The sequence below is a fragment of the Amycolatopsis sp. NPDC058278 genome (assembly GCF_042881395.1).
Lineage (GTDB): Bacteria > Actinomycetota > Actinomycetes > Mycobacteriales > Pseudonocardiaceae > Amycolatopsis.
Map to the genome: position 1 here is coordinate 1 of NZ_JBHVXZ010000032.1, position 25,598 is coordinate 25,598.

A 25,598-nucleotide genomic window follows, 5' to 3' on the forward strand; every position below is an offset into this window, starting at 1 on the left:
AGCAGGAACCGCAGCACGACCAGCATCGGGCACACCACCGCCCGGACCACACCCATGGGCCCAACGTATACTCGCTTGACGGAGTGAGCACTCACTCCGCACACTGGAGGCATGACACCAGCACCCGAAACCCGGCGAAGAGCGCCGGGCATGAGCGTCGAAGCCCGGCGCGCCATGATCGTGCACGCGGTGCTGCCGCTCTTGATGGAGCACGGCGCCAACGTCACGACCAGCCAGATCGCCCGCGCCGCCGGCATCGGCGAGGGCACCATCTTCCGCGCGTTCAAGGACAAGGACGAGCTCTTCGACGCCTGCACCGCCGAGGCGCTGCGGCCCGACCACGTGCTCGACGCCATCGCCGACATCCCCCTGGACCAGCCCCTGGAGGAGCGGCTCGTCGAGGCCGCCGAAGCGCTCGGCGCCCACCTCGAGCGGATGGGCGCGCTGATGGGCGCCCTGCACGCGTCCGGGCGCGTCAAGCACCGGGATCCCGAGCAGCGCCTCAAGGACCAGCGCGGCACCTGGAAGGGCGGCCGGCGGGAGTCGATGGCCGCCATGCGGGGGGCGATGGTCGAGCTGTTCACCCCCGAAAAGGACCGCCTGCGGCTGCCACCCGAGCAACTGGCCGCCCTGTTCCTGACCCTGTTGTTCGGCGGGCGCCGGACGGCGGCGGACGACGACGCGCCCACCATGCGCCAGGTGGTCGACGTCTTCATGCACGGCGCGGTGGAGGCGCAGTGATCCCGGGCGGTGGGGGCGGCATGGAGTTCATGCTGGCTCGGCGGGGAAGACGGCGGCACGCCGTGACAGTGCCGGAGAGCGGGCTCACCGGGCCCGTCGACATCCCCGAACCGAAGCAGGATGACCAGCCGAAGGACCTGCGTTCCCGGCTGAGTCGCGCGAAGACGTCCGTCGCGGGCACGGTCCGCGGCCTGCCGAAGGTCGTGAAGCTGACGTGGCAGGCGAGTCCCGTCCTGACGATCCTCCTGGCGCTGATCACGCTGCTGTCCGGGCTCCTGCCGACCGCGACCGCGTACATCGCGAAGCTGCTGCTCGACGCCGTCGTCGCGGCGATCCAGCACCGCGGCACCACGGGCGACATCGTGAACGTCGCGCTGTTCCAGTTCGGCGTGCTCGCCGCGACCGCGATCAGCAGCGCGCTGACGTCGATCGCCCAGTCGCTGCTGCAGGAACGCATGACGCTGACCATCCGCCACCAGGTGATGGCGCACGCGAGCGAACTGCACCTCGCGTACTTCGAGGGGTCCACGTCCTACGACATGCTGCGCCAGGCCGCGCAGGAGGCGCCGACGCGGCCGCTGTCGATGATGAACTCCGCGCTGGGGCTCGTGCGGACGCTGATCACGTTCGGCAGCATGGTCGCGCTGCTCGTTTCGATCAGCCCGCTGCTGGCCCTGGTCGCGCTGGTGGCGCCGATCCCGGCGTTCATCTCGCAGTCCAAGTACGGCTCGCGCGCGTTCTGGCTGACGTTCCTGATGTCACCGATCAAGCGGCGGATGGATTACCTGTCGTCGCTGGTCACCACGGACACCTACGCCAAGGAGACGAAGCTGTTCGGGCTCGGCCCGTACTTCGTCGACCGGTTCCGCCGGCTCGGCGTCGTCTCGTACGAGCGGCAGCGGAAGCTGACCATCAACCGCAACATCAGTTCGACGTCCTGGGGACTGCTGAGCACGTTCGCGGGGTCGGCGATCGCGTTGTACATCGCCCTGGAGGCGGTCGGCGGCCGGCTGACGCTGGGTGACCTGGCGTTGTACACGGCCGCGGCGACGTCCGTGCAGACGTCGGTGTCCGGGCTGTTCACGGCCTTTTCGGGGATGTACGAGAACAACCTGTACCTGGACACGCTGTACCGCTTCCTGGACACGAAGCCGGAGATCACGGCGCCCGCCTCGCCGCGCCCCTTCCCCTCCGAAGTGGACGGTCACATCGAGTTCGATTCGGTCACCTTCGCGTACCCGGGTGCGGAGGAGCCGGCGCTGGAGGACGTCAGCTTCGAGATCCGCCCGGGCGAGACGGTGGCGGTGGTGGGCCGCAACGGCGCGGGCAAGTCGACGCTGTTCAAGCTCCTCTGCCGGCTGTACGACCCGACGGACGGCCGCATCCTGCTCGACGGCGTCGACATCCGCGAGTACGACCCGGACGAGCTGCGCACGAGGATCAGCGCGATGTTCCAGGACTACGTGACGTACCAGGGAACGGCGGCGGAGAACATCGGCCTGGGCGACCTTTCGCGACTGGAAGATCGCCCGCACATCGAGGACTCCGCCCGCCGCGCCGGAGCGGACGAGCGCATCGAGCGGCTGCCCCAGGGGTACGACAGCCCGCTGGGCCGCTGGTTCGACCAGGGCGTCAGCCTGTCCGGCGGCGAGTGGCAGAAGATCGCGCTGGCCAGGGCGTTCCAGCGGGAAGCGCCACTGTTGATCCTCGACGAGCCGACGTCGGCGTTGGATGCCCAAGCCGAGCACGACCTGTTCTCGCGCCTGCGTGAGCTGTCCGAGGGACGGACGACGCTGTACATCTCGCACCGGTTCTCGACGGTCCGGCAGGCCGAGCGGATTCTGTTGCTGGACCACGGAAAGGTCGCGGAGTACGGCACGCACGAGGAGCTGATGGCGGCGAAGGCCGGGTACGCGGACCTGTTCACCCTGCAGGCGCAGGCGTACCTGGACGAGGTGCCGGGTTAGGGGATGAGCACGACCTTGCCGACGCCTTCGCGGCTCTCGACGCGCGCGTGCGCGGCGGCGACGTCGGCGAGGGGGTAGATCCGGTCGAGCACGGGGGTGAGCGTGCCGTCCGCGACGAGGCCGAGTGCCTCGGCGCGGACGGCCGCGACCCGCTTCCCGTAGGCGTCCGGTCCGCCGAAGCCGATCAGGGTGATCCCGCGCGCGATGAGGCCGGCGACGGGGAACGTGGGAAATTCGCCGCTGAGCAGGCCGTAGGCGAGGATCCGGCCGTGCGGCGCGAGTTTCGCGAGAAGCTCGGCGGCGCGCGGGCCACCGATCGACTCGAAGACGACGTCGACGCCCTCGGGCACCTTCTGGCGCCAGTCCGGGTCGTGGTGGTCGATGTCGGCTTTCCCCTTGCCGGCCGTGGCCACGACTCGAGCGCCTCTTCGTTCGGCGAGCCGGGCCAGGTACCCGCCGATCGCCCCGGACACGGCTTCGACCAGCACGGTCTCGCCTGCTTTGACGTCCGCGGTGTGCATCAAGGCGAGCGCCACGGAGGCCGGAACAGCAGCGGCGACCGCCTGCTCGGGCGTGACGGTGTCGGGCACGAGCGTGTACTGGCTCGCGGCGACGACTTCGGCGTACGCGCCGCCGGTGAAGGACATGGTGACCACCCGGCGCCCGAGCAGGGTTCCGTCGTCGGCCTCGGCGACGATCCCGGCGGCCTCGTGCCCGAAGACCGCCGGCGCCGGCCCGGCCGGGATCAGCCCGGACCGCAGCTGGGTCTCGTAGAACGGCACCCCGATCGCCTCGGTCCGCACCAGCACTTCGCCGGGTTTCCGCGTCGGTTCGGGCCGGTCCGCCACCTCGAGCACTTCCGGGCCGCCCGTGCCGTGCTGCACCACTGCTCGCATCTGCCACCCCTAACTGGACCATCGGTCAATTTACGGTCGCCTACTATATGGACCAACGGTCAACTTGTCGAGGAGTCCACATGGAGCGCGCCGACGCGGCTCGGAACCGCCGGGCGATCCTGCGCGCGACGGAGGAGTTGTTGTCGTCGCACGACCTCTCGGAGGTGTCGATGGACCGCGTCGCGGCCGCGGCCGGCGTCGGCAAGGGAACGGTGTTCCACCGCTTCGGCAACCGCGAAGGCCTGATGCGCGCCTTGGTGGAGTCCCGAGTCCAGGCGCTGTCCGAAGCCATTTCGTCGGGCCCGCCCCCACTGGGCCCGGGCGCACCGGCGGCCGAGCGACTGGCGGCGTTCTTCGACGCGGTGGTGGAGCTGGCTTCGAAGAACGTCAAGGTGATGGCGGCGTTCGAGCAGGCGTCGACGGACCGGCTGAACAGCCCGATCTACGTGTCGTGGCACGCGCACGTGTCTGGGTTGATCGCTTCGGCGTCGCCTGCGCTCGACGCCGACCTGGTGGCGCACCTGTTGCTGGGGTCGTTGCACAGCGACCTGATGCGGCGGTTTTTGAAGACCGGCGAGACGGACCGCCTGGCGGCGGGCCTGCGGTCGATGGTGGCGACGTTGCTGCGCTGATCAGGCGATACCGGGAGCAAATCGGACAGGTTGTTCGTTGAGAGGGTATGGCTGTCGCGTTCCTGCTTTACGTCTTCGCCGAAATCGCCGCGATCTGGGCGGTGGGTTCGGCCGTCGGCGTGCTCGGCACGCTGGGCCTCCTCCTGGCGGGCGCGTTCCTGGGCTCCTGGCTGGCCCGCCGCGAGGGCGGCAAGGCGATGAGGGCATTCACATCGGCGGCCCGCTCGGGGCGCCCGGCGGAGAAGGAACTGACCGACGGGATGCTGGTCGGGCTCGGTGGGGTGCTGATCCTGGTGCCCGGGTTCGTGAGCGATGTGCTCGGGTTACTGCTGATCCTGCCGCCTTCACGCGCAGTGGCGCGGCGGCTTTGGTTGAAGCGGATGGAGAAGCGAGCGGTCCGGTTCGCCAACCAGCGGCGGGGGCCGGCGATGGTGGTGGACAGCGAGGTGGTGTCCACCGAGGAGCCTCGGCGGCGGGAGCAGCCGACGGTCATCGAAGGCCGGATCGTGGAGAACTAGCCGCGATCGGCCGGGGGCACGAAACCTTGCCAGAATGTGCGCGTGGAGCGTTTGAAGACCACTTCCGCCGTGCGCATCCGGATGAGCAAGCAGAAGTCCCGGAACACCGGGATCGAGATGGCGCTGCGCAAGGCCCTGCACAGCGCGGGCTTCCGCTACCGAGTGCACCGCCGACCGGTCAAGGGCGTACGCCGCGAGGCAGATCTCGTGTTCGGCCCCGCCCGCGTGGCGGTCTTCGTGGACGGATGCTTCTGGCACGGCTGTCCGGAGCACGCAACGTGGCCGAAGAACAACGCGGAATTCTGGCGCGAGAAGATCGAGACGAACCGCAGACGAGACGCCGACACCGACGCGCGACTCAGTGACGCCGGATGGCTCGCCGTCCGGATCTGGGAACACGAGACGGTGGAGGTCGCTACCGACCGCGTCATCACGGCGGTCCGGGAACGCCGCTGAGTATCAGGCCTCCTTCAGCAGCCCGTCGACCCCGTTGCGGGTTTCCTTCCAGCTCCGCTTGACACATCGGTCCAGCTTCGCGGTATCGAGCTGCTTGCCCATAGCCGCGGCCAGGACATGGGCAGCCAGCCGCGGCGGGATTGCATTCCCGATCTGTTGGGCGATGCCCCGCCCGGACCAGGGGTAGTCAGGCGGGAAGGTCTGCAGTCTGCCTGCTTCGTGGTCGGTGAAGCGGTCAGGCCACCCCTTCGGTCGGTCGATCAGACGGTTGCGGGACACCTTGCCGGTGACAGTGAAAGCCGGTTCACTCGACAGCCGTTCACCACGCGCTTTCGGGTCGCCACCGGTGCCGTAGTTGGACCGCACGGTGAACTGCTCCGACCAGCCGAGCGCTTCCCCCATCGTCTTCCACGGAAGCAACCGGGGATCCCCTTCGCCGCGGGCCGCCCCTTTGCGATAACGCCGGTGCGTGGGCTTGGGCAACTTCGCTTCCCCGTCACGTCGGGCGATCAAGATCGCCCGACGACGTGTTTGCGGAACTCCGAACTCTTCGGTGTGGAGGATTCCACAATCGACGTTGTACCCGCGCCCTTCAAGCACCCGCGCATAGGCCTGCCACACCGGCAGCACAGCAGGGACCTGTTCGAGGACGATCGCTTCGTACGGGATGCCCGCATCCAACGCCCACCGAAGAGGCTCCAGCACCAATCCGGTGCGTTCGTCATCCAGCTCCGCGAGGTCCTTCTCGCTGACGCCGTTGCCGCCGGCAACGGCGTCGACGAAGGACAGCACCCGCTCCAGAGCTCGCCTCCCGGTCCCCTGCCCCGCGACGGTGTACGTCTGGCAGGGAGGACCTCCGGTCAGGAACCGGGCCTTCGGATAGTTGGCAGGCTTGGAATGCCGAACATCGCCGTGCTCAGTCTGCAGTTCGGCTCGATCACGAGTGATGCAGGCGTCGTCGTCCCATTCGATGCCTACAACGGACACGCCCAGCCAGTGAGCGGCAACGTCGAGCCCGCCCGGACCGGCGAAGAGGTCCACCATCTCGACCTGCGCCGATAGCGGCAAGGCCAACTGTCCGTCGGTCATGGGACGGGAGTCTATAAGTCGGGTACGACAGTCCGAACGAGCCATGAATTCGACACGCCGGCGGTGGCTCACTCAGCGTGTGACGCGTTCGTGACCACTTGGAGTAACGGAAGCGGCCTTCCGTGCGACGTGATCGATCACGGAGGGGGTTGTGTCGAGGCGTCGATCAGGGGTCACCCGTTCGAGGCACCTGACGGTGACGCCGGCAGCACCTACCGTGGGGCGGGTCGGCGTAGCTCGTCCCGTCGACGCGCCCGGAGACGGAGTTGGAGGATCGGTGACCGACAAGTTCGACCAGCAGTACGCCGCGTTCCTTGACTTGGTGGACACCGGCACCCCGGAAACCGCCATCAAGAAGATGGAACTCTTCGGCGCGGAGGACGAACTTCTCCAGCGAATCGCGGAGCGGCACGAGCGCGAAACCATCCGGATCCGGGAACGTGAGGAGCCGCACAGCGTCATCCTCGACAACCGTTACACCTGGTACACCGGCCCGCGGCCGCGTGACAAGTACTGGCCGGCGCTCGAAGAGTTGCTGCGGAAGTCGGGGTGGTCGGAGCAGAGCCTCGACGACCTCGACGGCGCATCGACCAAGGTCGTTTCCCTGCTGAGCCACCCACGGGTGACCCAATTTTCGACGAAGGGGCTGGTCGTCGGCTACGTCCAGTCGGGCAAGACGACGAACTTCACCGCCGTGACGGCGAAAGCGGCCGATCGCGGCTACAAGCTCTTCATCGTGCTGGCCGGTATCCACAACGGCCTACGCAGGCAAACCCAGCTTCGCCTCGTCGACCAACTGGTCAAACCGAACCCGGCGCGCTGGCTGCAGCTCACCGACCCCGACACGGACTTCACGCCGCCTGCCAATGCGGCCGCGTACCTGGCCAAGAACAACAAGCAGCACGTCCTGTGCGTCATCAAGAAGAACCCGCGCGTTCTCGAGAAGTTCTCAGCCTGGCTCGAGACAGCTTCGGAGTACCTGGCGGACTGCCCGGCATTGATCATCGACGACGAAGCCGACCAGGCGACGGTCGCCACCGAAACCATCAATCCGTTGATCATCGAAATCCTCGGCCGCCTGCCGAAGTCGGCCTATGTGGGCTACACCGCGACCCCGTTCGCGAACCTGCTGATCGACCCTTCGGTCAAGGATCTGTACCCCGAGCACTTCATCGTCAACCTGCCCAAGCCGGAGGGCCACTTCGGGACCGAGGTCCTGTTCGGTCGCGACGTCATGGACGGCGAAGACCCTGAAGACGTCTTCGACGGCTACGACATGATTCGGCAGGTCCCCGAATTCGAAGTCGACCTCGTACGCCCGAGTTCACGCGCCGACACCGACGGCTTCCACCCGGTGCTGACGGACACACTCCGCACGGCGATCCGGTACTTCTGGCTCAGTACCGCCGCGCGTCGAGTACGCAAGATAGGCAATCCACACTCGACGATGCTGGTGCACACCAGCGTCAACACCGCAGTCCACAACAGTTTCAAGCAGCCCCTCACCCAACTCCGCGACGAGAGCGAGACCCGGCTACGGGCGGGCGACAACGAACTCCTGGTCGAGCTTCGCGAGCTCTGGGACAAGGAGACGGCACGCGTGCCCGCGGACCTGTTCCGCGAAGAGAGGGTGACTTTCGACGACTTGGCACCGCTGCTTCCCGGGGTCCTGCACGATTGCCGGATCATCATGGACAACTCCGGCAGCAAGGATCGTCTGGACTACGAGAACGGTCCGGTCGTCGCCATCGCGGTCGGTGGCAACACCCTCTCTCGCGGCCTGACGCTCGAAGGCCTGGCCGTGAGCTACTTCGTGCGATCCGTGTCCGCGTACGACACGCTTCTGCAGATGGGCAGGTGGTTCGGCTTCCGTAACGGGTACGCCGACCTCCCCCGCATCTGGATGACCGACGAGCTCCGCGACTGGTTCCGCCACATCGCGACGGTCGAGAGCGAGATGCGCCGCGACATCGACGTGTACATGGTCGAGGACAAGACCCCGATGAACTTCGCCGTACGACTGCGCACACATCCGGCGCTTCGCGTGACGGCGGCCGCCAAGATGACCAACGCCGTCCCCTCGGCATCGGCGTACGGCGGCCTGCGCGTACAGACGCGCTACTTCCGCACCGACCAAGACTGGCTCGCCGACAATCAGGCCGCAGCTCGCAAGCTCATCGAGACGGCCGCGCTCCAGGGCAGTCCGGAACCCAGCAGGCAGGACGGCAACGAGCTGATTCGCGGGGTTCCGCACGGCCTCGTCACAGAGTTCCTGCGCGACTATCGATTCCACGAGAAGTCGCAGGAGTGCGACTCCGAGCTGCTGACCGGCTACGTCGCCAGGCGCATCGCCAAGTCCGGCGCGCTGCGGAGCTGGAACGTCGCCATCATCGGTGGTTCCGCGGGCAAGGAGACTCCCAAGGAGTTCACCTTCGCCGAAGGTTTCACGGTCCGCATGGTCACTCGTTCTGCTCTCGACGGTGACAACACCGACTTCGTCGACATCAAGACCCTGATGAGCCGCCGCGACGCGGCGATCGACCTCGACACTTCGTCGGTGCAGGGCGAGCTGACCGAAGAGAAGATCAAGGGGCTGCGACTGCAGCAGAGCCCGAGTATCGCGCTCCTGGCGCTCTACGCCATCGACAAGGATTCGAAGCCCGAGGCTCATCGAGCCGACAAACGTCGCCCGCTGAATGCCGCGGAAGACGTCATCGGTGTGGGCCTGGTATTCCCACCGCCGTCATCGGTCGATTCGACAGTCGAGTGGCAGTACGTGGCCACGAACCTGGCCAAGGTCCGTATCGAGGACGAAGACTTGAGTGCGCTCGACGCGGTGGACGACTGATGGCCGTGCCTTTGCGTGAAGTCGTCGACGATCATTGGGAGCGCCTGGAGGAACAACATACGTCGGGGCCGGAGCACGTGCGCACGTCCGACCTTCCGGTGACGACCTCGCTCGGCCCGATGCTCGCAGCCGTCGACCACGCAGGAAATCGCCACTTGCTCGTTCCGCTGAGCGCCCACCAGCACGTCCGCCTCGACCGCGGTGGCGCGGCGTTGACCGTCCGCGAGCGTCCGCTCGAGAATGACCAAACCTACGAGCGGTACGCCGACCTGGGCTGCCTCCGCAGGGATCTCGACGAGGTCTTCACCGGACTCGTCGCCGACGTTCTGACCTCCGTCGAAGAAGCCCCCGACCGACCGCTGAAATCGCTGTACACGGTTCTGGGCCGGTGGCGTGCGTTGTTCCAGCACTCGCCGGCACCGCTGAGTGCCGATCGGTTGGCGGGCCTGTTCGGCGAGTTGGTGGTGTTGAACGAATTGCTCGCGGGCGAGAGCACAGCCGTCGACTTCTGGACGGGACCCTCCGGACACCGTCACGACTTCACCGTCGGCACGCGAGGTATCGAGGTGAAGACCTCCACGGCGGCGACCGGGCGGAAAGTCCGTATCCACGGCGCCGAACAGCTCCAGCCACCGCCCCACGGAGCCCTCGACCTGGTGTGGGTTCGCGTGGAGCGGGTGGCCGACCAGGGCAGCACGATCTCCGAGCTCGTCGATCGTGCGCACCGAACCGGCGACGACGACACCAAGCTGCTCTTCAAGCTTGCCGAGGCCGGTTATCGACCGGCCGATGCGGACTTGTACCGGAACGTGCGCTTCGCGGTTCGCGAGCAACGCTGGTACGAGGTGGATGACGACTTTCCTCGCATCGCTCCTTCGTCGGTCGCTCCCGGAATATTCGACCTCGACTACACCGTCGACCTGGACCAGCAGCAACCGAAAGTCACCGACGTCGAGGAAATCCGTGCTCGGATCGCCCGGATCACCCAGGAGAGCAAGTGACCACAGCGGCCTGGCACTCACAGATGTTCCCGCCCGAGGGGGCGAGTGCGGCCGAGGGAATCCGCAACCAACTCGGCAGGCCCGAACTGGATCTGCTGACGATCCTCGTGCGCGAGTCCGCCCAGAACAGCTGGGATGCGCGGACCGGCCAAACGGCGGTCGACTACCACCTCGATTTGAGAGTCGTCAGCCCGGCACACGCGCCGGCGTGGCGGGAGCTGCTCGTCCGCAACGTACCCGCTCATGAGCACCTGCCGCTGCGGCAGTCGATCTCGAGTCCGGTCATCCGCGTCCTGACGGTCTCGGACCGTGGGACCACCGGCCTGGGCGGACCCACCCGAGCGGACAACGCGGTGGTCGAAAACCATGACTTCGTGTCCTTCATCAGGAACATCGGCGAACCGAGGGACACCGAACTCGGCGGGGGAACCTACGGTTTCGGCAAGGGCATCTTCTACCTGTTGAGCAGGCCCGGCACCGTGCTGGTGCACACGCGCTGTCAAGTCGACGACGGGTTCGAGACCCGACTGATGGGCTGCGCGCTCTGGAAGAGCTACGCCGAGGGTGAGGGTCTCACCGGCCGCCGGTACACCGGACGACACTGGTGGGGCACCCACTCGTCGGACGGCGTGGTCGAACCCCTGACAGGCGACGAGGCCGAGGCCGCCGCGGAGCGGCTGGGCCTGCGCGGCTTCGGCCCGAATGAGACCGGCACCACGGTAGTGGTCATCGATCCCGACCTGGGCGAACGGGAGATCGAGAACGCCGGGACCTACCTGGCGGAGACGATCGCGTGGAACCTTTGGCCGAAGATGTTGGCCGCCCCTGCTGACGGCACTCCTCCGATGCGGTTCTCCGTGCAATGCGACGGGATCACAGTTCCCATTCCGGACCCACGGGAGACGACTCCGCTGGACATGTTCGTCACCGCATACGAAACGATGCGGTCGAAAAGCGGCAATGAGCTCTGGTACAACGGGCACCCCAGGACGAAGCTCGGCATGCTGGGCCTCGAGAAGCGGTTCCTGCCGCCGTTCACCGAGACCCCTGCTGCCGAGACGGCAGGCATCGGCGGCACCGTTCACCATGTCTGTCTCATGCGGACAGCAGAGCTCGTGGTCACCTACCACGCAGGCCCCAAGCCGGCGGCCGAGTACGTTTCCTATGCCGGGGTCTTCCGCGCAGACGTCGAGCTCGACAGTACATTCGCTTCGTCCGAGCCGCCCACGCACGACGCGTGGAACTGGCAATCGCTCGAAGGTCACGACAAACGGCTCGTCCGGATGGCCTTCACCCGGATCAAGGATTCGATCGAAGGCCTGATCGAGATCGACGGCCGCGTCCGCACGAGTTCATCGGAGATTTCCCTGGGCGCCGCGAGCCGCTCGTTCTCCGATCTCGTCGCGGGTGCCTGGGGTATCGGCGGAGCGTCCGACTACCGACGAGCATTCAAACCGGTGAAACCGACGCCGGCAGTCGGGACTGTCCAGCTCTCCGGGGACCTCTACGACGCGGGCGGCAGTGACACAGGCTCCCCGTCGGAGGGGGAGCCCGGCCGTCCGGGCGGACGTCAACCGCGGGTCGAGTACCTGGACGCACCGTACTACGAAGTCCGCGCCGGCCAGATCCTGCTGGTCCAGGCGTTCCGAGTCTCCGCACTCGGCGTACACCGCTGCAGCGCCGATCTCGGCGTCGCGTTGGCCGGCACGAGCAGCAGGGAGACGGACCCGCCCCGAGGAGCTGACGGACCGCGGTTCTTCGGGTGGGAAGGCCCCGACGGCGCGCTGCACACCGATCCGACGCAGACCCTCGAAGGCGGCGAAGAAGTTTGGCGCGTCCTGGTCAGCCCGGCACCCGACACGACGACCGAGATTGCAGTGCACGCCCAGCGTGAGGAGGCGTTGCGATGAGCATGCAAGCACCGCCGTACCGGATGGCCCCGGCGGGATCGGTGGTGGCCGGACCATGGCAGTGGCTCATCGATGATGTCCCCGGTGAGCTGCCGGACGCCCTGAGCGACTGGGACTACCGCATGGATCTGTCCCTGCGTCAAACGGTGACCGTCGACGTCGATCTCGTTCGGCAGACCACCAGACTGCCCGCAGCCGCGAAGCTGACACTCGCCATGATTTGGACCGCGTCCGGGTCGGGTCTGAAGGTCGCAGCCCATCGCATCCCCCTGCCCGAGGCGGGTATCGCGCACGTCGACCTGGCCGCGGTGCTGCCCGGGACCCAACTGGGTGGTGTGTTGGGTCTGGAAACGACGTTGGTGCTCGCCGAGTTCACCCAGGACGGCGACTTGGCGTCGCCCCGCCGGGCCGGGTCGATCCTGTGGACCAGCAAATACGAGACCCGCCTCCAGGGCGACGCGCCGCTTTTCCCCATCGCCGTCGTCGACTTCGCCAAGACCCAATATCCCGAGGACGCCGGCTGGCACGTGGAGATCGGCGGCGACCTCGAAACGGCCACGATGGGCGCGTTGCTCCTGTTGGTGAACGAACGCAAAAAAGTGCTGGTCGACGCCATGCGCAACGCGGCCAAGCCACGCCCCGTCGACCGCGTGGTGTTGTCCACGGTGCACGCGGACGTCGCCCGCACCTTGGTGGAGTACGCGCTGCAAGACCAGGACTTCAGCCTCGAAGTCGACTACGGCGACGAAACGATCGGCAGCACGCTGCAGGCGCTGATCGGAAGATTCTTCCCGGGGCAGAGCCTGACCCACTTGCGCAGACGGCAAGGGCAATCGCCGACCGCGTTCGCCACCGAGCTGCAGCACGCTGTTCGGATCTTCGAGGAGTCCTGATGAGCGTCTTGTTCCCGCGTCTGCTGCCTCGGCAGGCCCACAAGCTGTACGAGCAGTACAAGTCGCTGACCATCGAAGAGCTCGAACTGCGCACCGCACTGCGCCACGACTCTGCCGTTTACGCCGCCACGGGCGGTGATCGAGTCCGGGAGAAGGACCTCTCTCAGTTGCGTCAGGCCGTCGTCGCCGCGGCTCGTGAGGCCGGCTTTCCGAATCGGTCGACACCCGCCACCAAGAACGAGTTCGATCGGAACGTCGCCGAGCTGCTCCACCGGACGACCGGGCTGGCTCCTGCGGAAGCGGCGGCCCGTGACATCTGGGTGTTCCTCGCGCTCGTCGTTCTGCCGGATGTCTCGTTCTGGCGATTCGAAAAGCGGACCGACGAGCGCTTTCTCGCCAAGGACCTGACCCGGCACGTGTTCGGTCGCCTCTGGTGGCGAGCCCACCTGGTCCACGACACGGACAGCCCCGATCCCTACGCCGCGCTGAACATTCTGGGCGAAGGCGCGTTCGACCAAATCTACGCACGTCGACGGGCACTGGGCGGCAGCCCTCAGTTGGTCCGCTCGATCCTGCACGTCTGGCACGAAATCGACACCGGCGGACTGAACGAGACCGATCTGCTCAAGGACTTCCTGAAGCGCTTGTTGCGGCTCGGCGCTTTCATGTCCTTCGAGACGCTCCACGACGAGCAGCTCAACGCCGAGGTGCGCCGTGCGGCTGATGACTCAGTGCAGGCGTTCCATTCGGAGCGTCGGCCTCGGCACGTCCTCGAGCACGCCCGAGGGTGACGACCGCCGACGTTCACTCCTCGGAGAAGGCCACGGTTTCCCGCTGGTAGGGCTGGTGCAGCGCGGCGAGGCGGCGCTCGGACCAAATTTCGTCTCGTGTGTTCAGGGTCAATTCGCTGCCGCGGCGCATGAGCCAGATCGTGTCCATGCGGACAGCAGCGCGTCGCCGGTGATCTGTCCAGCAGACCGCCGGATAGCCGGACCAGGTTGTCCTGTTGCTCGGGAATGTTGTCGTGTTTGTAGATGCCGAACCCGATCGCCACCGTCGGGGTGATCCCGAAGTCCGTCACTACGGGTGACCAAGGCGCTGGAGTCCATTTATATACCCGAATCCAGGTGCGGAGTGGGGTCACCGCCCCATCGCGCGTGACCTGCTCTGGCGTCACCGACTCCTCGAAGAGCTTCAACGCGCGGCCGACGTCGAGCAGTGCGCGTGTGACTTGCTCCGGCGACGATGATGTCGCCATTTCGAGATCGTAAGAGATAGCCATTCGAGCAAATCCTCGCGTCGTGAATCAGGGGTAAAGTTGGAGTATATTACCTTGTTTGTCGATCGCGATGGTTTCCTCCGGGTCGGCACTCTTCGGGATATTGGTCGGGTGACCGCCGGGGGCCGCGTTGGGGTCCGGAACGCGGGACGGTTCGGTGTGGCCGCTGATCTCGTGGCTGATCTTGCCTGCGTCGCGCCCTTCGACCTCCGGGTTCGGCGTGCCGCTCATAGCCGCCTGCATCGCCGGAACCACACCCTGCGTGATCGCGTCCGCTCCCCCCGGCGGCGACCAGGATGGCCTCCGCGGTGGCGGCGACCTCGGCGATGGGAATGGCCGACGTGGCTTCGGCTTTGACACCGAAGAAGTCGAGCGCTTCGATCACGCCGACGATGAGCACGTCCCGCCCACCGTCGGCGACTTGATCTTCTCCTTGATCGCGTCCTGGGTGTGCGTCCGAGGCAATCCGGTGAGGATCGGACGCTCACCGGCGGCGTGCAGCCAGAACTGCTCCAGTCCGGCGAGGTCGTCCGAGCTGTTGTTGCCGACCAGTCCCTGCAACCGTGCCGCGTGCTTGAGCGCGGATACGTCGATACCCTTCCCGATCGCACCGAGCAAGTCGAATGCCGTGGGGAAACCGTCGTTCAGGATGCAGTCGAGGGCACTGGCCCAGCCGTCCTGATACTCGTGGCCGCCCTGTTCGGGCCACCGCCCGGCCCGGGTGCGAGGGTGCCCGAAATCTTCCGTGAACTGCGACTAGTCCACGGATGGCTTGGGGATGTCGAAGTAGCTCGAAAACCGCACCGCCGGTGCGTACTCGCCCTTCACCTTCACCCTGCCCGTCACGAACATCGCCGCCACTGCCGCGTTGCCCGTCGCCATCCGGATGAAGTCGTCCACTGACAACGTAATCGTGGTGTCCGGGGTGCGGGACAAGTCCGTCGAAGAAACGCAGACGCCGTCCTCGATCACTGTCTGGAAGCGGTCGTATCCGTCCTCGCCCGAACCCTCCGAAAAGCGCCAAGAAACCACGAAATCCACGTGACGCGCCCGCGTCGGTGAGAAATGCTCCGACATCCGGCGGAATATCTCGTCCAAGAACACCGCACGCAGCTCCGGGTGGTCCGCGATCGCCTTCAGCTGGTCGCGGGATGCGCGGCGGACCACGTCCACCAGGACGTCCGTCGACAGGGAGCTCAGCTCGATGCCCGCTCCCGCTTCGCCCAGCATGTGCAGGGTTTCCAGGACCTGGGTGAACTGCGCGGGCGTCAGGCGATCGATGACCAGCTTCTCCGCGAACGCGTTCACCACGTGACCGCCTCGAAGAGTGCGGGGCCGGGGTAGGCGCCATTTCGCGTTTCGGGGCACGGAGACGGACTATACGGGGTGGGGGAGGTCGAAGAATCCGATCAACCCGGCCGCGAAGGCCAAGTCGCCCTTGACCTTTATCCTCCCCGTGACGAACAACACCGCCGGTGTTGCCTGGTGGGTGATGAGCCGGAAGAAGTCGGCCGGGGCGATCGTGATCGTCACGCGGGGGCGGCCCTTCATCTCGCGGCTCACCGTGCAGGCTCCGTGCGAGATCGCCGTCTCGTAGCGGTCGAAGCCGCCTTCGCCGGCTCCGCCTGACAGGCGCCAGTGGACCACCGCCTGGAGGTCGCGGGCGCGGTCAGGCCTGATGTGCGCGCCCATGCGGGCGAAGATCTCGTCCAGCACGCGCTCTCGCAGCGGGCGGTCGGCGACGACGCTCTCCAGCTGCGCGCGCGACGCCGAAGCGACCAGGGACGCGAAGCGGGCCGGCTCGACCTTGCTCAGGTCGAACGCCGGGGCGCGCTCGGCCAGCCTCAGCAGGGCGTTCAGGAGCCGCCGGAAGTCGTCCTTGCGGAGGTCGCCGGGGTCGAGCGCGAGTTCGTTGACGTTGAGGGCGTGAGCCTCGGGGCCCAGCGGGTCGAGCCGCTCCAGTGCGTCGAGCAGCGCTGCCCCGCGGAGGTCCGCGATCCGATCAGCGCTGGTCATCCCGGCGTTTTCGGCCATGGTCACCCCTCTCCAGTTACCCAAGAGTAATACTACCCGCCAGTAGGTAGGCGGGCAAGCGTGCCGAAATCACCCACGCGTGGCAACGACCGGTACCGTCTCCGGGCAGCAACGAGGAGGTCGAGCGTGTCAGAGGAAGATCAGCGTCCGCCCGAACGGGCCAGGCGGCTGCCGCGTGCGGTGCGCGAGCGGCAGATCCTGGACGCGGCCGTCCAGGTCTTCTCGCGGCACGGCTACCACGCCGCGTCGATGGACGAGATCTCCGACGTCGCCGGCGTCTCGAAACCGATGATCTACACCTACCTCGGCTCGAAGGAAGACCTCTTCGGCGCGTGCATCCGCCGTGAGGCGACGCGCCTGCTCGAGGCCATCCAGGCCGGCGTGCAGCCCGACCTGCCGCCGGACATGCAGCTCTGGCACGGCCTGCGGTCCTTCTACCGCTTCGTCGCCGAGTACCGCGAGTCGTGGACGGTCCTGCACCGCCAGGCCCTCACCGTCGGCGGGGCCTTCGCCGCGGAGGTCACCGACATGCGGGTGCGCGCGATCCAGCTGGTCGCCGCGCTGGTGGTGTCCGCCGGCACCCGCAAGGGCGTCGGCGAGCAGGCCGAGTTCTCCGGCGAAGGCCTGTCCGCGGCGCTGGTCGGGGCGGCCGAGTCGCTGGCCGACTGGGCCCTCGACCACCCCGACATCTCCGATGGCGTCCTGGCGTCCTGGCTGATGAACCTCGTCTGGCTCGGCTTCAACGACCTCATCGAGGGCGCGGTCTGGAAGCCGTCAGAGTGAGCTGATCGTGCCTTCCAGGTGCGGCTTCGACTGGCTCCACAGCTCGAAGGCCCAGCCGTCATCCACGGACCAGGACGTGAAGCCCGCCTTGGCCGGCAGCAGCACCGGCTGCTTGAAGCGGACGTCGACGGTGAACGCCTCCGGCAGCCGGCCTTCGAACGCGGCCAGCGCGTGGGCCTTCGTCCACATGCCGTGCGCGATCGCGCGCGGGAAGCCGAACAGGCGGGCCGTCAGCGGGTGCAGGTGGATCGGGTTGCGGTCGCCTGACACCTCCGCGTAGCGCCGCCCGATGTCGCCGGGGACGCGCCAGATCGCGTCCGGTGTCGGCGGCACGAGCTGGTTCCGCCGAGAAGAGCCCGAGCCCGCGCCGCGACGCAGGTACGTGCTGACGTCCGTCCACACCGTCTCGTCGCCGGCCTGTGCTTCGCTGACGACGTCGAACTGGCGGCCTTTCTCGTGCGGGCGCAGGTTCTCCGCCCGCACGCGCACGGTCAGCGGCTCGCTCACCCGCAGCGCGCGGTGCTGGGTGATCCGGTTGGCCACGTGCACCATGCCGAGCAGCGGGAACGGGAACCCCGGCTCGGTCATCAGCGCCATCTGCAGCGGGAACGCCAGCATGTGCGGGTACGTCGCCGGCAGCTCGTCGCTCAGCCGGAAGCCGCACACCGTGTTGTACGCCGCCAGGTGCGCGGGGTCGACGACGACGCCCGTCCGCACCAGCTCGGTGTCCGGCAGCGAATCCCCGGACGGCTTGCGCAGGACGCCGCCGAGCAGCGCCTTCGGGTACAGCGTGGCCAGGCTCGGCGTGCTGTCGAGTTCGCGGATCGCCACGTCAGGCCCCCAGCAGGGCCTGGCCGCAGACGCGGACCACGTTGCCGTTCACCGCGGCCGACGCCGGGTTCGCGTACCAGGCGATCGTCTCGGCGACGTCGACCGGCAGGCCGCCCTGGCCGAGGCTGGACAGCCGCCGGCCGGCTTCGCGGATGAACAGCGGGACCGCGGCCGTCATCTTGGTTTCGATGAACCCGGGCGCGACGGCGTTGATCGTGCCGCCGTACGCCGCCAGCTGCGGCGCGCCGACGTTCACCATGCCGATCACGCCCGCCTTCGACGTCGCGTAGTTCGTCTGGCCGACGTTGCCGGCGATGCCCGCGATCGACGAGACGCCGATGATGCGGCCGTTCTCGTTCAGCACGCGATCGGCGAGCAGCTTGTCGTTCACCGCGAGCTGCGAAGCGAGGTTGACGGCGATCACCGAGTCCCACGCGCTCTCGCTCATGTTGCCCAGCGTCTTGTCGCGCGTGATGCCCGCGTTGTGCACGACGATGTCGACGCCGCCGTGACGCTCCTTCAGGTACTCCGCGAGCTTCGCGGGCGCGCTCGGCGAAGTGATGTCGAGCTGCAGCGACGACCCGCCGACCTTGTTCGCCACCTTCGACAGGTCACCGCCCTGGGCGGGGATGTCGAGCGCGACGACGTGCGCGCCGTCGCGGGCCAGCGCTTCGGCGATGGCCGCGCCGATGCCGCGGGACGCGCCGGTGACCAGCGCGACCTTGCCGTCCAGGGGCTTTTCCCAGTTCGCGGGCGCGGAAGCCGTCTTGCCCTCGGTGCCGATCCGGATCACCTGCGCGTCGACGAACGCCGACTTCGCCGAGAGCAGGAAGCGCAGCGTCGAGTCCGTTGCCTCTTCGGCGCCGTCGGCGACGTACACGAGCTGGGCGGTGGCGCCGCGCTTCAGCTCCTTGCCCACCGAACGGATGAAGCCTTCGAGCGCGCGCTGCGCGATCCGCTCGCGGCCCTCGACCTGCTCCGGCGGCGTGCCCAGCACGACCACCCGGCCGGACGGGCCGACACTGCGGATCACCGGGTGGAAGAAGTCGTAGACCTCGCGCAGGCGCGCGGGGTCGGTGACGCCCGTGGCGTCGAAGACCAGCGCCGCGTGCCGGTCGGCCGCGGTGGTGATGACCTCGATGCCGGCGTCGGCCATCTGGTCGCGAAGGGTCTTCTCCAGCCGTCCGCCGGGCGCGGCGCCCAGGAGTGCGGGACCCTCGAGAGCGGGTTGCCCGGGCTTGTACCGGCGCAGCGTCGCGGGATTGGGCAGGCCGAGCTTCGGCACCACGAACTTCCCCACCGGGGTTTTCGTGAACTGCTGGTACCTGTCAGCCATCGGTTGCCTCCCGTGCAGTCTGCGTCACGTCGGAGTCTAACCTACTCGCTAGTAGGTTACAGTGTGAGGGACACGACCAGAGAGGTGAAGTCATGCCACCGAAACCGCGACATTCAAAGCAGGCGCCCGCGGTACGCAAGGTCGCGATCATCGGGGGCAACCGGATCCCCTTCGCGAGGTCCAACGGCCCGTACGCGAAGGCGTCGAACCAGGACATGTTCACCGCCGCCCTCGACGGCCTGGTCAGCCGCTTCTCGCTGCAGGGCGAGGTGATCGGCGAGGTCGCCGCCGGCGCGGTGCTCAAGCACTCGAAGGACTTCAACCTGGCCCGCGAGAGCGTGCTGGGCAGCAAGCTTTCGCCCGCGACGCCCGCGTCCGACGTCCAGATGGCGTGTGGCACCGGGCTGCAGGCGATCGTCAACGTCGCCAACAAGATCGCGCTCGGCCAGCTCGACTCGGCCATCGCCGGCGGCGTCGACACCACCAGCGACGCGCCGCTCGCCGTCAACGAGGACCTGCGCCAGATCCTCATCCAGCTCAACGCGGCCAAGACGCTCGGCGACCGCCTCAAGCTCGTCGCGAAGATCCGGCCCGGGCACATCGTCCCGGCGATCCCGCGCAACGAGGAGCCGCGCACCGGGCTGTCGATGGGCGAGCACGCCGCGCTGACGGCCAAGGTCTGGGAGATCACCCGCGAGGCGCAGGACGAACTGGCCGCAAGCAGCCATCAGAAGCTGGCCGCCGCCTACGACCGCGGGTTCTTCGACGACCTCGTGACGCCGTTCCTCAAGCTCGCGCGCGACCAGAACCTGCGCCCGGACTCGACCGCGGAGAAGCTCGCCAAGCTCAAGCCGGCCTTCGGCGGCCCGGACGGCACGATGACGGCGGGCAACTCGACGCCGCTGACCGACGGCGCCTCGACGGTCCTGCTCGCCACCGACGAGTGGGCGAAGGCGCACAAGCTGCCGGTGCTGGCCTACCTGACGTTCTCGCAGACGGCGGCCGTCGACTACGTCCACGGCGACGAAGGCTTGCTGATGGCGCCCGCGTACGCCGTGCCGCGGATGCTCGCGCGGGCCGGGCTCTCGCTGCAGGACTTCGACTTCTACGAGATCCACGAGGCGTTCGCGTCGCAGGTGCTGGCGACGCTCAAGGCGTGGGAGGACCCGGCGTTCGCCAAGGAGAAGCTGGAGCTGGACGCGCCGCTCGGCGCGATCGACCGGGCGAAGCTCAACGTCAACGGGTCCTCGCTGGCGGCCGGGCACCCGTTCGCCGCGACCGGCGGCCGGATCGTCGCGACGCTGGCGAAGCTGCTGCACGAGAAGGGGTCCGGCCGCGGCCTGATCTCGATCTGCGCGGCCGGCGGCCAGGGCGTCACCGCGATCCTGGAGAAGTAACCGCACGCGAAAGGGCCGTCCCCCGCGGGGGACGGCCCTTTTCGATGGTCAGTTGGGGAGCACCTTCTGCGCCCGCTTCGCGAGCTTGTTCGCGCGCTTCTCGGCCTTGCGGCTCAGCTTCCCGGCCGCGGCGCCGACGTCCTTCGCGGCGTGCCGCGCCCGCCAAGCCGCCGACGGCTTCCCGTGCGTGTCGCTGACCGCGAGCAGCAGGCCACCGGCCAGGCTCGCGTTCTTGAAGAACTGGATCTGCTGCTGCTGGCGCTCGCCCGGGTCCTTGATGGTCCAGAAGCTGTGCGTCGACAGCGTCGTCGGCACCAGGCTGCCGAGGAGCAGCCCCGCCGCGAGCCGCGGCGCCTTGCCGGCCGCGAACGCGAGACCGGCGCCGATCTTCACCGCGGCGTCGATCCGGACGAGCGTCACCGGGTCACGGGGAACCTGCTCCGGCACGACGTCGCCGAACTTCTCGAACGCGTTGTTGAGGAACGGTTCCGCCGCCTTGGCGTGCCCCTCGGCCTGCCTCAGCGCATTGATCCCGCCCGTCACGAAGATCGTGGCGAGCAGTGGACGTGCCACTCGACGGAGTATCACGGTCATAGCCTTCCTCGTACGGGCCGCTGCCTGGTCGAACCTACTCCGTGGATGCCCGCTCGGCCCGTGCTCGAATCCTCATCGGGCTTTCTGCGAAAATATCGTGAAAGTTCTAGATAGTCCTATAAAGCTTTAGCGGTTGACCTTGACGCAGCGTCAACTTCTATCGTCGAGGACATGGAGTGGTCGATCCAGGACATCGCCCGCTCGGCCGGGACCACGAGCCGGACGCTGCGCCACTACGGCGCGGTCGGGCTGCTCGAGCCCAGCCGGATCGGCGGCAACGGCTACCGCTACTACGACGAGCAGGCGCTCGTCCGGCTGCAGCGGATCCTGCTGCTGCGCGAGCTCGGCCTCGGGCTCCCGGCCATCGCCGAGGTGCTCGACGGGCAGCGCGACAGCGCCGCGGCGCTCGAGACCCACCTGGAGCTGCTCGAAGAGGAGCAGCGGCGGATCGGACGGCAGATCGAGTCGGTCCGCACGACCCTCCGGAAACTGAAGGGAGGTGAACGACTGATGGCAGAAGAAGTCTTCGACGGCTTCGACCACACGAAGTACGAGAAGGAAGTGACTTCACGATGGGGCGCTGACGCGTACCGGCGCGGCGACCAGTGGTGGAGTTCGTTGTCGGCCGAGGAGAAGAAGGCCCACCAGCAGGAGCAGCTCGACATCGCGGCGGCGTTCGGCGCGGCGCACGCTTCGGGTTCGACGCCGGATTCCGGCGAGGTCCAGGCGATCACGCGACGGCTGCACGAGTGGCTGCGGCCGGCGGTCTCGTCGGTGTCGGCGGGGTACTTCGCGGGACTCGGGCAGTTGTACGTGGACGACCCGCGCTACGGACTCGAAGGCGCGACGGCCGAGTTCGTCCGGGATGCGATGAAGATCTACGCGGAACGGAACCTCAGTGACTAGTCGCGCGTCGTAAGGGCGCACTGGGGGTAGGGACGAGCAGGGCTGCAGACCTGTTCGTCTCTATGTACGGCCATCCGGGCCAACCTCGGCGACACGCGCTAGCTGTCTATGGCGGAATATCGGGCTCACGCTAGAAACGCCGATAACTTGGCAGAGTGGACCCCATCCGCAACCCCTTCGCGCCGGGCGCCGGGCAACGGCCGCCCGAGCTGGCCGGGCGCGAGCGTGAGCTCAAAGCCTTCGAAGTGGTGCTGGAGCGGGTTGCGCGGGGGAGACCCGAACGCAGTCTCGTGCTCACCGGGCTGCGCGGGGTCGGGAAGACCGTGCTCCTCGGGGAACTGCGGGCGATGGCCGTGCGGCACAAGTGGGGCGCCGGGAAGATCGAAGCCAGGCCGGACGCCGAACTGCGGCGGCCGCTGTCGGCCGCGCTGCACCGGGCCATCCGGGACCTCGCCGTGCGGCACCGCGCTCCGGATCGGGTCGAAGAGGTGCTCGGCGTCCTGAAGGCGTTCGCGCTGCGGGCCAACAAGCCCGACGCCAAGCTGCGCGACCGGTGGCAACCAGGCATCGACGTGCCCGCCGCGCAGGGGCGGGCCGACTCCGGGGACATCGAGATCGACCTCGTCGAGCTGTTCACCGACGTCGCCGAGCTGGCCGCCGACGTCGGCACCGGCGTCGCGGTGCTCATCGACGAGATCCAGGACCTGCAGCCGGACGACGTCTCGGCGTTGTGCGCGGCTTGCCACGAGCTGTCCCAGTCCGGTGCGCCACTCGTCGTCGTCGGGGCCGGGCTGCCGCACGTGCCCGCGGTGCTTTCGGCGTCGAAGTCCTACTCCGAGCGGCTCTTCCGGTTCGCGCGCATCGACCGGCTCAGCCGGGAGGACGCCGACTTCGCCGTGATGGCGCCGATCGAGCGCGAGGACGCCGGCATCGAGCCGGAAGCCCTCGACGCGCTCTTCGACGCGTCCGGCGGCTATCCCTACTTCATCCAGGCCTACGGCAAGGCGGCCTGGGACGCCGCGCCGTCCGACCCGATCACGGTCAAGGACGTCCAGGTCGCGGCGCCCGAGGCGGAGTCGGAGCTGGCGGTCGGCTTCTTCGGGTCACGCTACGAACGCGCGACGCCGGCCGAGCGGGAGTACCTGCAGGCGATGGCCTCGCTGACCCAGGGCCGCGACGAGCCCGCCGGCACCGCCGACGTCGCCGTGTTCCTCGGGCGGAAGCCGTCGTCGCTGTCGCCGGCGCGCGACAGCCTGATGAAGAAGGGCCTCGTGTACTCCGCCGAGCGGGGACAGATCGCCTTCACCGTCCCGCACTTCGGCCACTACCTGCTCGGCCGCGACTGACCTGGGCTTTTCCTGCTGTCTCGCGGTCTATCCGGCTCGCTACACAAATCTTGCCTATTCGCTATAGATGCCTAGATAGCTGTAGCGGGTTGCTTCGCCGTGACCGCCGCCACCCCAGATGTCTCCGGCCTATGCCCACTTTTGCCGACAATTCATCGGCGAGTGCGCCACATCACCGGATATTCGTTGGCTTCCTTGTGAAAAAAGGTGCATACTAGAAGCACAAGCCACCTAGACCCTCTGAAGGGGATGCAGACACCGATGAACAACATCGCCGCCAAGCTCCGTGCCCGTCGCGCCGAGGTTCGCACTCGCCGGGCGCTGAACCGGGCGATCGACACCGCCGCCACTGCGACGGTCCGTCAGGAACTCATCGCGATCGCGCAGGCTCGCTCCGCGTACATGCGCTGATCTCTCACCCCGTGGCGGTCGCCCATTCGAGTGACCTATGCCACAAACTGATGAAGGTGTAACGCCACCCGAAGGGGTGTCGATACCCCCTACGACCCCGTGATGCTGGCGGACCCCCGACCTGGCAGCATCGCGGGGTTTCCCATGTCCGAAATCCCCTTGCCGGCGCCGCCCTACCGAGTAATCTTTGACTTCGTCAACGAACTTGTTGAGGTGGTCAATGAACGACGCTCAGCTGGCCGGCCGCGTGGCCGCGGTCCGTGCCTTCAACCGGCTCTACACCGGCGTCATCGGCGTGCTCGACGAAGGGCCGGCGGACGCCGAGTACTCGCTGCCGGAAGCCCGCGTGCTCTTCGAGCTCGCCCACCAGGACCCGCTGCCGGTGACGGACCTGCGGAAACGTCTCGACCTCGACGCCGGCTACGCCAGCAGGCTGCTCGCGCGGCTCGAATCCCGCGGGCTGATCGTGCGCGAACGGTCCGAGGAGGACGCCCGCCGCCAGCTCGTCCGGCCGACCGCGGCGGGCCGGGACGCCTTCGCGGTGCTGAACCGCCGCTCCACCGACCAGATCGGCGGGCTGCTGCGCCGCTTCGCCGACGAAGACCAGCAGCGCCTGCTGGCCGCGATGCACACGATCGGCGACCTGGTCGGTGACCGCCGCCGCGACCCGGCCCTCGTTCTCCGCCCGCCACGACCGGGTGACCTCGGTTGGGTGGTGGAACGGCACGGCGCGCTCTACGCCCGCGAGTACGGCTTCGACGCCCGGTTCGAGGCGCTCGTCGCCCGGATCGTCGCGGACTTCGCCGAAACCCACCACGATCAGCGGCAGGCCCTCTGGATCGCGGAGCTGGACGGCGAGCGGGCCGGCAGCATCGCGTGCACCCGCGGGCCGGACGCGGACACGGCGAAGCTCCGCTTGCTGCTGCTCGAGCCGTCGGCCCGCGGGCACGGCGTGGGCAAGCGGCTGGTCACCGAGTGCGTGGAGTTCGCCAGGGCACACGGCTACCGGGCGATGGAGCTGTCGACGGTCTCCATCCTCGACGCAGCGCGTTCGCTGTACCGGGCGGCCGGGTTCGAACTCGTCGCCACCGAGGATTTCGACACCTGGGGACCGAAGCTGACCGACGAGACCTGGCGCCTCGAGTTCTAGCGCGGGACCCGGCCGAGCAGGAAGAACTCGGGGTTCGGCCGGAGCGCGGTGAGGTGGGCGAGCCGGTTCGACATGGCGAACAACGCCGTGATCGCGCCGACGTCCCAGATCTCGTCGTCGGTCAGCCCGGCGTTGCGGGCGGCTTCAAGGTCTCCTTCGCCGAACAGGGCCGAGTCCTGGGCGAGCGCCAGTGCCAGGTCGACGATCGCGCGGCCGCGTTCGTCCAGTTCGACCTGCCACGGGTTGCTCGACACCCGGTCGGCCAGTTCCGGGTCCTTCGCGCGGATGCGCAGGATGGCGCCGTGCGCGACGACGCAGTAGGTGCAGTGGTTGGCGCCGGACGTGGCGACGACGACCAGCTCGCGCTCGGCCTTGCCGAGTCCGCCGGCGCGTTCCATCAGCGCGTCGTGGTAGTCGAGGAACGCACGCAGCTCGGCGGGGCGGTGGCCGAGCGCGCGGAAGATGTTCGGCACGAACCCGGACTTCTCCGCGATCCCGCCGATGCGCTCGCGCAGGTCCTCGGGCAGGTCTTCGAGTTCCGTGATCGGGAATCGGCTCACCGCATCGCTCATTCCCTTCA

At 67.9% G+C, this 25,598-nt stretch carries 27 protein-coding genes and 1 pseudogene; 16 read left to right on the top strand and 12 right to left on the bottom strand.

From position 1 onward, the window contains the following. The first annotated feature begins 150 nt into the window (after window positions 1-150). Both ACFVYA_RS18570 and ACFVYA_RS18575 read left to right on the top strand, forming a co-directional pair. Entirely contained in the window at window positions 151-741 is a 591-nt protein-coding gene (locus tag ACFVYA_RS18570; protein WP_387046506.1) for a TetR/AcrR family transcriptional regulator, read from the top strand. A gap of 20 nt (window positions 742-761) precedes the next feature. Then, window positions 762-2,708, top strand: coding sequence for an ABC transporter ATP-binding protein (locus ACFVYA_RS18575; protein ID WP_387046412.1), 1,947 nt, complete (start codon window positions 762-764; stop codon window positions 2,706-2,708). On the opposite strand, the gene ACFVYA_RS18580 is transcribed toward ACFVYA_RS18575, so the two are convergent. Further along, window positions 2,705-3,604: a zinc-binding alcohol dehydrogenase family protein gene (locus tag ACFVYA_RS18580; protein WP_387046414.1), complete on the bottom strand. Its 900-nt coding sequence runs from the start codon at window positions 3,602-3,604 to the stop codon at window positions 2,705-2,707. The genes ACFVYA_RS18575 and ACFVYA_RS18580 overlap by 4 nt on opposite strands. Before the next feature lie 80 nt (window positions 3,605-3,684). Here ACFVYA_RS18580 and ACFVYA_RS18585 point away from each other — a divergent pair, with 80 nt between their 5' ends. From ACFVYA_RS18585 to ACFVYA_RS18595, 3 genes are all read left to right on the top strand, one after another. Beyond that, the gene (locus ACFVYA_RS18585) at window positions 3,685-4,236 is read left to right on the top strand and encodes a TetR/AcrR family transcriptional regulator (RefSeq protein WP_387046416.1); all 552 of its coding nucleotides are present in this window, start codon (window positions 3,685-3,687) and stop codon (window positions 4,234-4,236) included. Between the two features lie 47 nt (window positions 4,237-4,283). Next, window positions 4,284-4,754, top strand: coding sequence for an FxsA family protein (locus tag ACFVYA_RS18590; RefSeq protein WP_387046418.1), 471 nt, complete (start codon window positions 4,284-4,286; stop codon window positions 4,752-4,754). Between the two features lie 81 nt (window positions 4,755-4,835). Further along, the gene (locus ACFVYA_RS18595; RefSeq protein WP_285994025.1) at window positions 4,836-5,210 is read left to right on the top strand and encodes a very short patch repair endonuclease; all 375 of its coding nucleotides are present in this window, start codon (window positions 4,836-4,838) and stop codon (window positions 5,208-5,210) included. A 3-nt stretch (window positions 5,211-5,213) separates the two neighbouring features. On the opposite strand, the gene ACFVYA_RS18600 is transcribed toward ACFVYA_RS18595, so the two are convergent. Further along, window positions 5,214-6,299 carry a DNA cytosine methyltransferase gene (locus ACFVYA_RS18600; protein WP_387046420.1) on the bottom strand — a complete coding sequence of 362 codons (1,086 nt, stop codon included), beginning with the start codon at window positions 6,297-6,299 and terminating at the stop codon, window positions 5,214-5,216. A gap of 277 nt (window positions 6,300-6,576) precedes the next feature. Between ACFVYA_RS18600 and ACFVYA_RS18605 the strand changes: the two genes are divergently transcribed. Genes ACFVYA_RS18605 through ACFVYA_RS18625 form a run of 5 tightly spaced genes read left to right on the top strand, consistent with a single transcriptional unit; the run spans window position 6,577 to window position 13,742 of the window. Continuing rightward, on the top strand, window positions 6,577-9,147 hold the full coding sequence (locus ACFVYA_RS18605; RefSeq protein ID WP_387046421.1) for a Z1 domain-containing protein: 2,571 nt from the start codon (window positions 6,577-6,579) through the stop codon (window positions 9,145-9,147). After that, entirely contained in the window at window positions 9,147-10,148 is a 1,002-nt protein-coding gene (locus ACFVYA_RS18610; RefSeq protein ID WP_387046422.1) for a PD-(D/E)XK motif protein, read from the top strand. Before ACFVYA_RS18605 ends, ACFVYA_RS18610 begins: the two co-directional genes overlap by 1 nt. Next, the gene (locus tag ACFVYA_RS18615) at window positions 10,145-12,058 is read left to right on the top strand and encodes a hypothetical protein (RefSeq protein WP_387046423.1); all 1,914 of its coding nucleotides are present in this window, start codon (window positions 10,145-10,147) and stop codon (window positions 12,056-12,058) included. The genes ACFVYA_RS18610 and ACFVYA_RS18615 overlap by 4 nt, the downstream gene beginning before the upstream one ends. Next, window positions 12,055-12,951 (top strand): hypothetical protein, encoded by an 897-nt coding sequence (locus tag ACFVYA_RS18620; protein ID WP_387046425.1) that lies wholly within the window; start codon window positions 12,055-12,057, stop codon window positions 12,949-12,951. Before ACFVYA_RS18615 ends, ACFVYA_RS18620 begins: the two co-directional genes overlap by 4 nt. Continuing rightward, complete coding sequence (locus ACFVYA_RS18625) at window positions 12,951-13,742, top strand: DUF6339 family protein (RefSeq protein ID WP_387046427.1); 792 nt, start codon at window positions 12,951-12,953, stop codon at window positions 13,740-13,742. The genes ACFVYA_RS18620 and ACFVYA_RS18625 overlap by 1 nt, the downstream gene beginning before the upstream one ends. Window positions 13,743-13,755: 13 nt before the next feature. Here ACFVYA_RS18625 and ACFVYA_RS18630 read toward each other — a convergent pair whose 3' ends face one another. From ACFVYA_RS18630 to ACFVYA_RS18655, 6 genes and pseudogenes are all read right to left on the bottom strand, one after another. After that, window positions 13,756-13,890 (bottom strand): hypothetical protein, encoded by a 135-nt coding sequence (locus tag ACFVYA_RS18630; protein WP_387046516.1) that lies wholly within the window; start codon window positions 13,888-13,890, stop codon window positions 13,756-13,758. 28 nt (window positions 13,891-13,918) lie between these two features. After that, window positions 13,919-14,233, bottom strand: a pseudogene (locus ACFVYA_RS18635) (SitI3 family protein); the annotation flags it as partial. A gap of 24 nt (window positions 14,234-14,257) precedes the next feature. Next, complete coding sequence (locus ACFVYA_RS18640) at window positions 14,258-14,461, bottom strand: hypothetical protein (protein ID WP_387046429.1); 204 nt, start codon at window positions 14,459-14,461, stop codon at window positions 14,258-14,260. A gap of 150 nt (window positions 14,462-14,611) precedes the next feature. Continuing rightward, complete coding sequence (locus ACFVYA_RS18645) at window positions 14,612-14,848, bottom strand: hypothetical protein (protein WP_387046430.1); 237 nt, start codon at window positions 14,846-14,848, stop codon at window positions 14,612-14,614. 138 nt (window positions 14,849-14,986) lie between these two features. Next, on the bottom strand, window positions 14,987-15,538 hold the full coding sequence (locus tag ACFVYA_RS18650; protein ID WP_387046508.1) for an SCP2 sterol-binding domain-containing protein: 552 nt from the start codon (window positions 15,536-15,538) through the stop codon (window positions 14,987-14,989). A 69-nt stretch (window positions 15,539-15,607) separates the two neighbouring features. Beyond that, the gene (locus ACFVYA_RS18655) at window positions 15,608-16,264 is read right to left on the bottom strand and encodes an SCP2 sterol-binding domain-containing protein (protein ID WP_387046432.1); all 657 of its coding nucleotides are present in this window, start codon (window positions 16,262-16,264) and stop codon (window positions 15,608-15,610) included. Window positions 16,265-16,390: 126 nt separating this feature from the next. On the opposite strand from ACFVYA_RS18655, the gene ACFVYA_RS18660 reads away from it, so the two are divergent. Further along, window positions 16,391-17,047: a TetR/AcrR family transcriptional regulator gene (locus tag ACFVYA_RS18660; RefSeq protein WP_103340895.1), complete on the top strand. Its 657-nt coding sequence runs from the start codon at window positions 16,391-16,393 to the stop codon at window positions 17,045-17,047. Here the strand turns inward: ACFVYA_RS18660 and ACFVYA_RS18665 are convergent. Both ACFVYA_RS18665 and ACFVYA_RS18670 read right to left on the bottom strand, forming a co-directional pair. Beyond that, window positions 17,039-17,878, bottom strand: coding sequence for a MaoC family dehydratase (locus ACFVYA_RS18665; RefSeq protein ID WP_387046434.1), 840 nt, complete (start codon window positions 17,876-17,878; stop codon window positions 17,039-17,041). The genes ACFVYA_RS18660 and ACFVYA_RS18665 overlap by 9 nt on opposite strands. Before the next feature lies 1 nt (window position 17,879). Beyond that, entirely contained in the window at window positions 17,880-19,214 is a 1,335-nt protein-coding gene (locus ACFVYA_RS18670) for a 3-oxoacyl-ACP reductase (RefSeq protein WP_387046436.1), read from the bottom strand. Between the two features lie 92 nt (window positions 19,215-19,306). On the opposite strand from ACFVYA_RS18670, the gene ACFVYA_RS18675 reads away from it, so the two are divergent. Next, window positions 19,307-20,611 carry an acetyl-CoA C-acetyltransferase gene (locus ACFVYA_RS18675; protein WP_387046438.1) on the top strand — a complete coding sequence of 435 codons (1,305 nt, stop codon included), beginning with the start codon at window positions 19,307-19,309 and terminating at the stop codon, window positions 20,609-20,611. A 48-nt stretch (window positions 20,612-20,659) separates the two neighbouring features. Here the strand turns inward: ACFVYA_RS18675 and ACFVYA_RS18680 are convergent, their stop codons facing one another. Beyond that, window positions 20,660-21,205: a DoxX family protein gene (locus tag ACFVYA_RS18680; RefSeq protein WP_285987387.1), complete on the bottom strand. Its 546-nt coding sequence runs from the start codon at window positions 21,203-21,205 to the stop codon at window positions 20,660-20,662. A 171-nt stretch (window positions 21,206-21,376) separates the two neighbouring features. On the opposite strand from ACFVYA_RS18680, the gene ACFVYA_RS18685 reads away from it, so the two are divergent. The 4 genes from ACFVYA_RS18685 (at window position 21,377) to ACFVYA_RS18700 (ending at window position 25,018) form a co-directional block, all read left to right on the top strand. After that, the gene (locus tag ACFVYA_RS18685) at window positions 21,377-22,111 is read left to right on the top strand and encodes a TipAS antibiotic-recognition domain-containing protein (protein WP_387046440.1); all 735 of its coding nucleotides are present in this window, start codon (window positions 21,377-21,379) and stop codon (window positions 22,109-22,111) included. Between the two features lie 155 nt (window positions 22,112-22,266). Further along, complete coding sequence (locus ACFVYA_RS18690; RefSeq protein ID WP_387046442.1) at window positions 22,267-23,457, top strand: AAA family ATPase; 1,191 nt, start codon at window positions 22,267-22,269, stop codon at window positions 23,455-23,457. A 261-nt stretch (window positions 23,458-23,718) separates the two neighbouring features. Next, the gene (locus tag ACFVYA_RS18695) at window positions 23,719-23,868 is read left to right on the top strand and encodes a hypothetical protein (RefSeq protein WP_167441331.1); all 150 of its coding nucleotides are present in this window, start codon (window positions 23,719-23,721) and stop codon (window positions 23,866-23,868) included. A 220-nt stretch (window positions 23,869-24,088) separates the two neighbouring features. Continuing rightward, window positions 24,089-25,018 carry a GNAT family N-acetyltransferase gene (locus ACFVYA_RS18700; protein WP_387046444.1) on the top strand — a complete coding sequence of 310 codons (930 nt, stop codon included), beginning with the start codon at window positions 24,089-24,091 and terminating at the stop codon, window positions 25,016-25,018. Here the strand turns inward: ACFVYA_RS18700 and ACFVYA_RS18705 are convergent. Further along, window positions 25,015-25,590: a peroxidase-related enzyme gene (locus tag ACFVYA_RS18705; protein WP_387046446.1), complete on the bottom strand. Its 576-nt coding sequence runs from the start codon at window positions 25,588-25,590 to the stop codon at window positions 25,015-25,017. The genes ACFVYA_RS18700 and ACFVYA_RS18705 overlap by 4 nt on opposite strands. Window positions 25,591-25,598 lie beyond the last annotated feature (8 nt).

Excerpts from the sequence above, each read along its gene's own strand:
- ACFVYA_RS18625 (WP_387046427.1), top strand. The coding sequence starts at position 12,951 with ATGAGCGTCTTGTTCCCGCGTCTGCTGCCTCGGCAGGCCCACAAGCTG.
- ACFVYA_RS18675 (WP_387046438.1), top strand. The coding sequence starts at position 19,307 with ATGCCACCGAAACCGCGACATTCAAAGCAGGCGCCCGCGGTACGCAAG.
- ACFVYA_RS18695 (WP_167441331.1), top strand. The coding sequence starts at position 23,719 with ATGAACAACATCGCCGCCAAGCTCCGTGCCCGTCGCGCCGAGGTTCGC.
- ACFVYA_RS18595 (WP_285994025.1), top strand. The coding sequence starts at position 4,836 with ATGAGCAAGCAGAAGTCCCGGAACACCGGGATCGAGATGGCGCTGCGC.
- ACFVYA_RS18620 (WP_387046425.1), top strand. The coding sequence starts at position 12,055 with ATGAGCATGCAAGCACCGCCGTACCGGATGGCCCCGGCGGGATCGGTG.
- ACFVYA_RS18585 (WP_387046416.1), top strand. The coding sequence starts at position 3,685 with ATGGAGCGCGCCGACGCGGCTCGGAACCGCCGGGCGATCCTGCGCGCG.
- ACFVYA_RS18700 (WP_387046444.1), top strand. The coding sequence starts at position 24,089 with ATGAACGACGCTCAGCTGGCCGGCCGCGTGGCCGCGGTCCGTGCCTTC.
- ACFVYA_RS18575 (WP_387046412.1), top strand. The coding sequence starts at position 762 with ATGGAGTTCATGCTGGCTCGGCGGGGAAGACGGCGGCACGCCGTGACA.
- ACFVYA_RS18590 (WP_387046418.1), top strand. The coding sequence starts at position 4,284 with ATGGCTGTCGCGTTCCTGCTTTACGTCTTCGCCGAAATCGCCGCGATC.
- ACFVYA_RS18705 (WP_387046446.1), bottom strand. The coding sequence starts at position 25,590 with ATGAGCGATGCGGTGAGCCGATTCCCGATCACGGAACTCGAAGACCTG.
- ACFVYA_RS18655 (WP_387046432.1), bottom strand. The coding sequence starts at position 16,264 with ATGGCCGAAAACGCCGGGATGACCAGCGCTGATCGGATCGCGGACCTC.
- ACFVYA_RS18670 (WP_387046436.1), bottom strand. The coding sequence starts at position 19,214 with ATGGCTGACAGGTACCAGCAGTTCACGAAAACCCCGGTGGGGAAGTTC.
- ACFVYA_RS18570 (WP_387046506.1), top strand. The coding sequence starts at position 151 with ATGAGCGTCGAAGCCCGGCGCGCCATGATCGTGCACGCGGTGCTGCCG.
- ACFVYA_RS18685 (WP_387046440.1), top strand. The coding sequence starts at position 21,377 with ATGGAGTGGTCGATCCAGGACATCGCCCGCTCGGCCGGGACCACGAGC.
- ACFVYA_RS18680 (WP_285987387.1), bottom strand. The coding sequence starts at position 21,205 with ATGACCGTGATACTCCGTCGAGTGGCACGTCCACTGCTCGCCACGATC.
- ACFVYA_RS18580 (WP_387046414.1), bottom strand. The coding sequence starts at position 3,604 with ATGCGAGCAGTGGTGCAGCACGGCACGGGCGGCCCGGAAGTGCTCGAG.
- ACFVYA_RS18600 (WP_387046420.1), bottom strand. The coding sequence starts at position 6,299 with ATGACCGACGGACAGTTGGCCTTGCCGCTATCGGCGCAGGTCGAGATG.
- ACFVYA_RS18630 (WP_387046516.1), bottom strand. The coding sequence starts at position 13,890 with ATGGACACGATCTGGCTCATGCGCCGCGGCAGCGAATTGACCCTGAAC.
- ACFVYA_RS18640 (WP_387046429.1), bottom strand. The coding sequence starts at position 14,461 with ATGAGCGGCACGCCGAACCCGGAGGTCGAAGGGCGCGACGCAGGCAAG.
- ACFVYA_RS18610 (WP_387046422.1), top strand. The coding sequence starts at position 9,147 with ATGGCCGTGCCTTTGCGTGAAGTCGTCGACGATCATTGGGAGCGCCTG.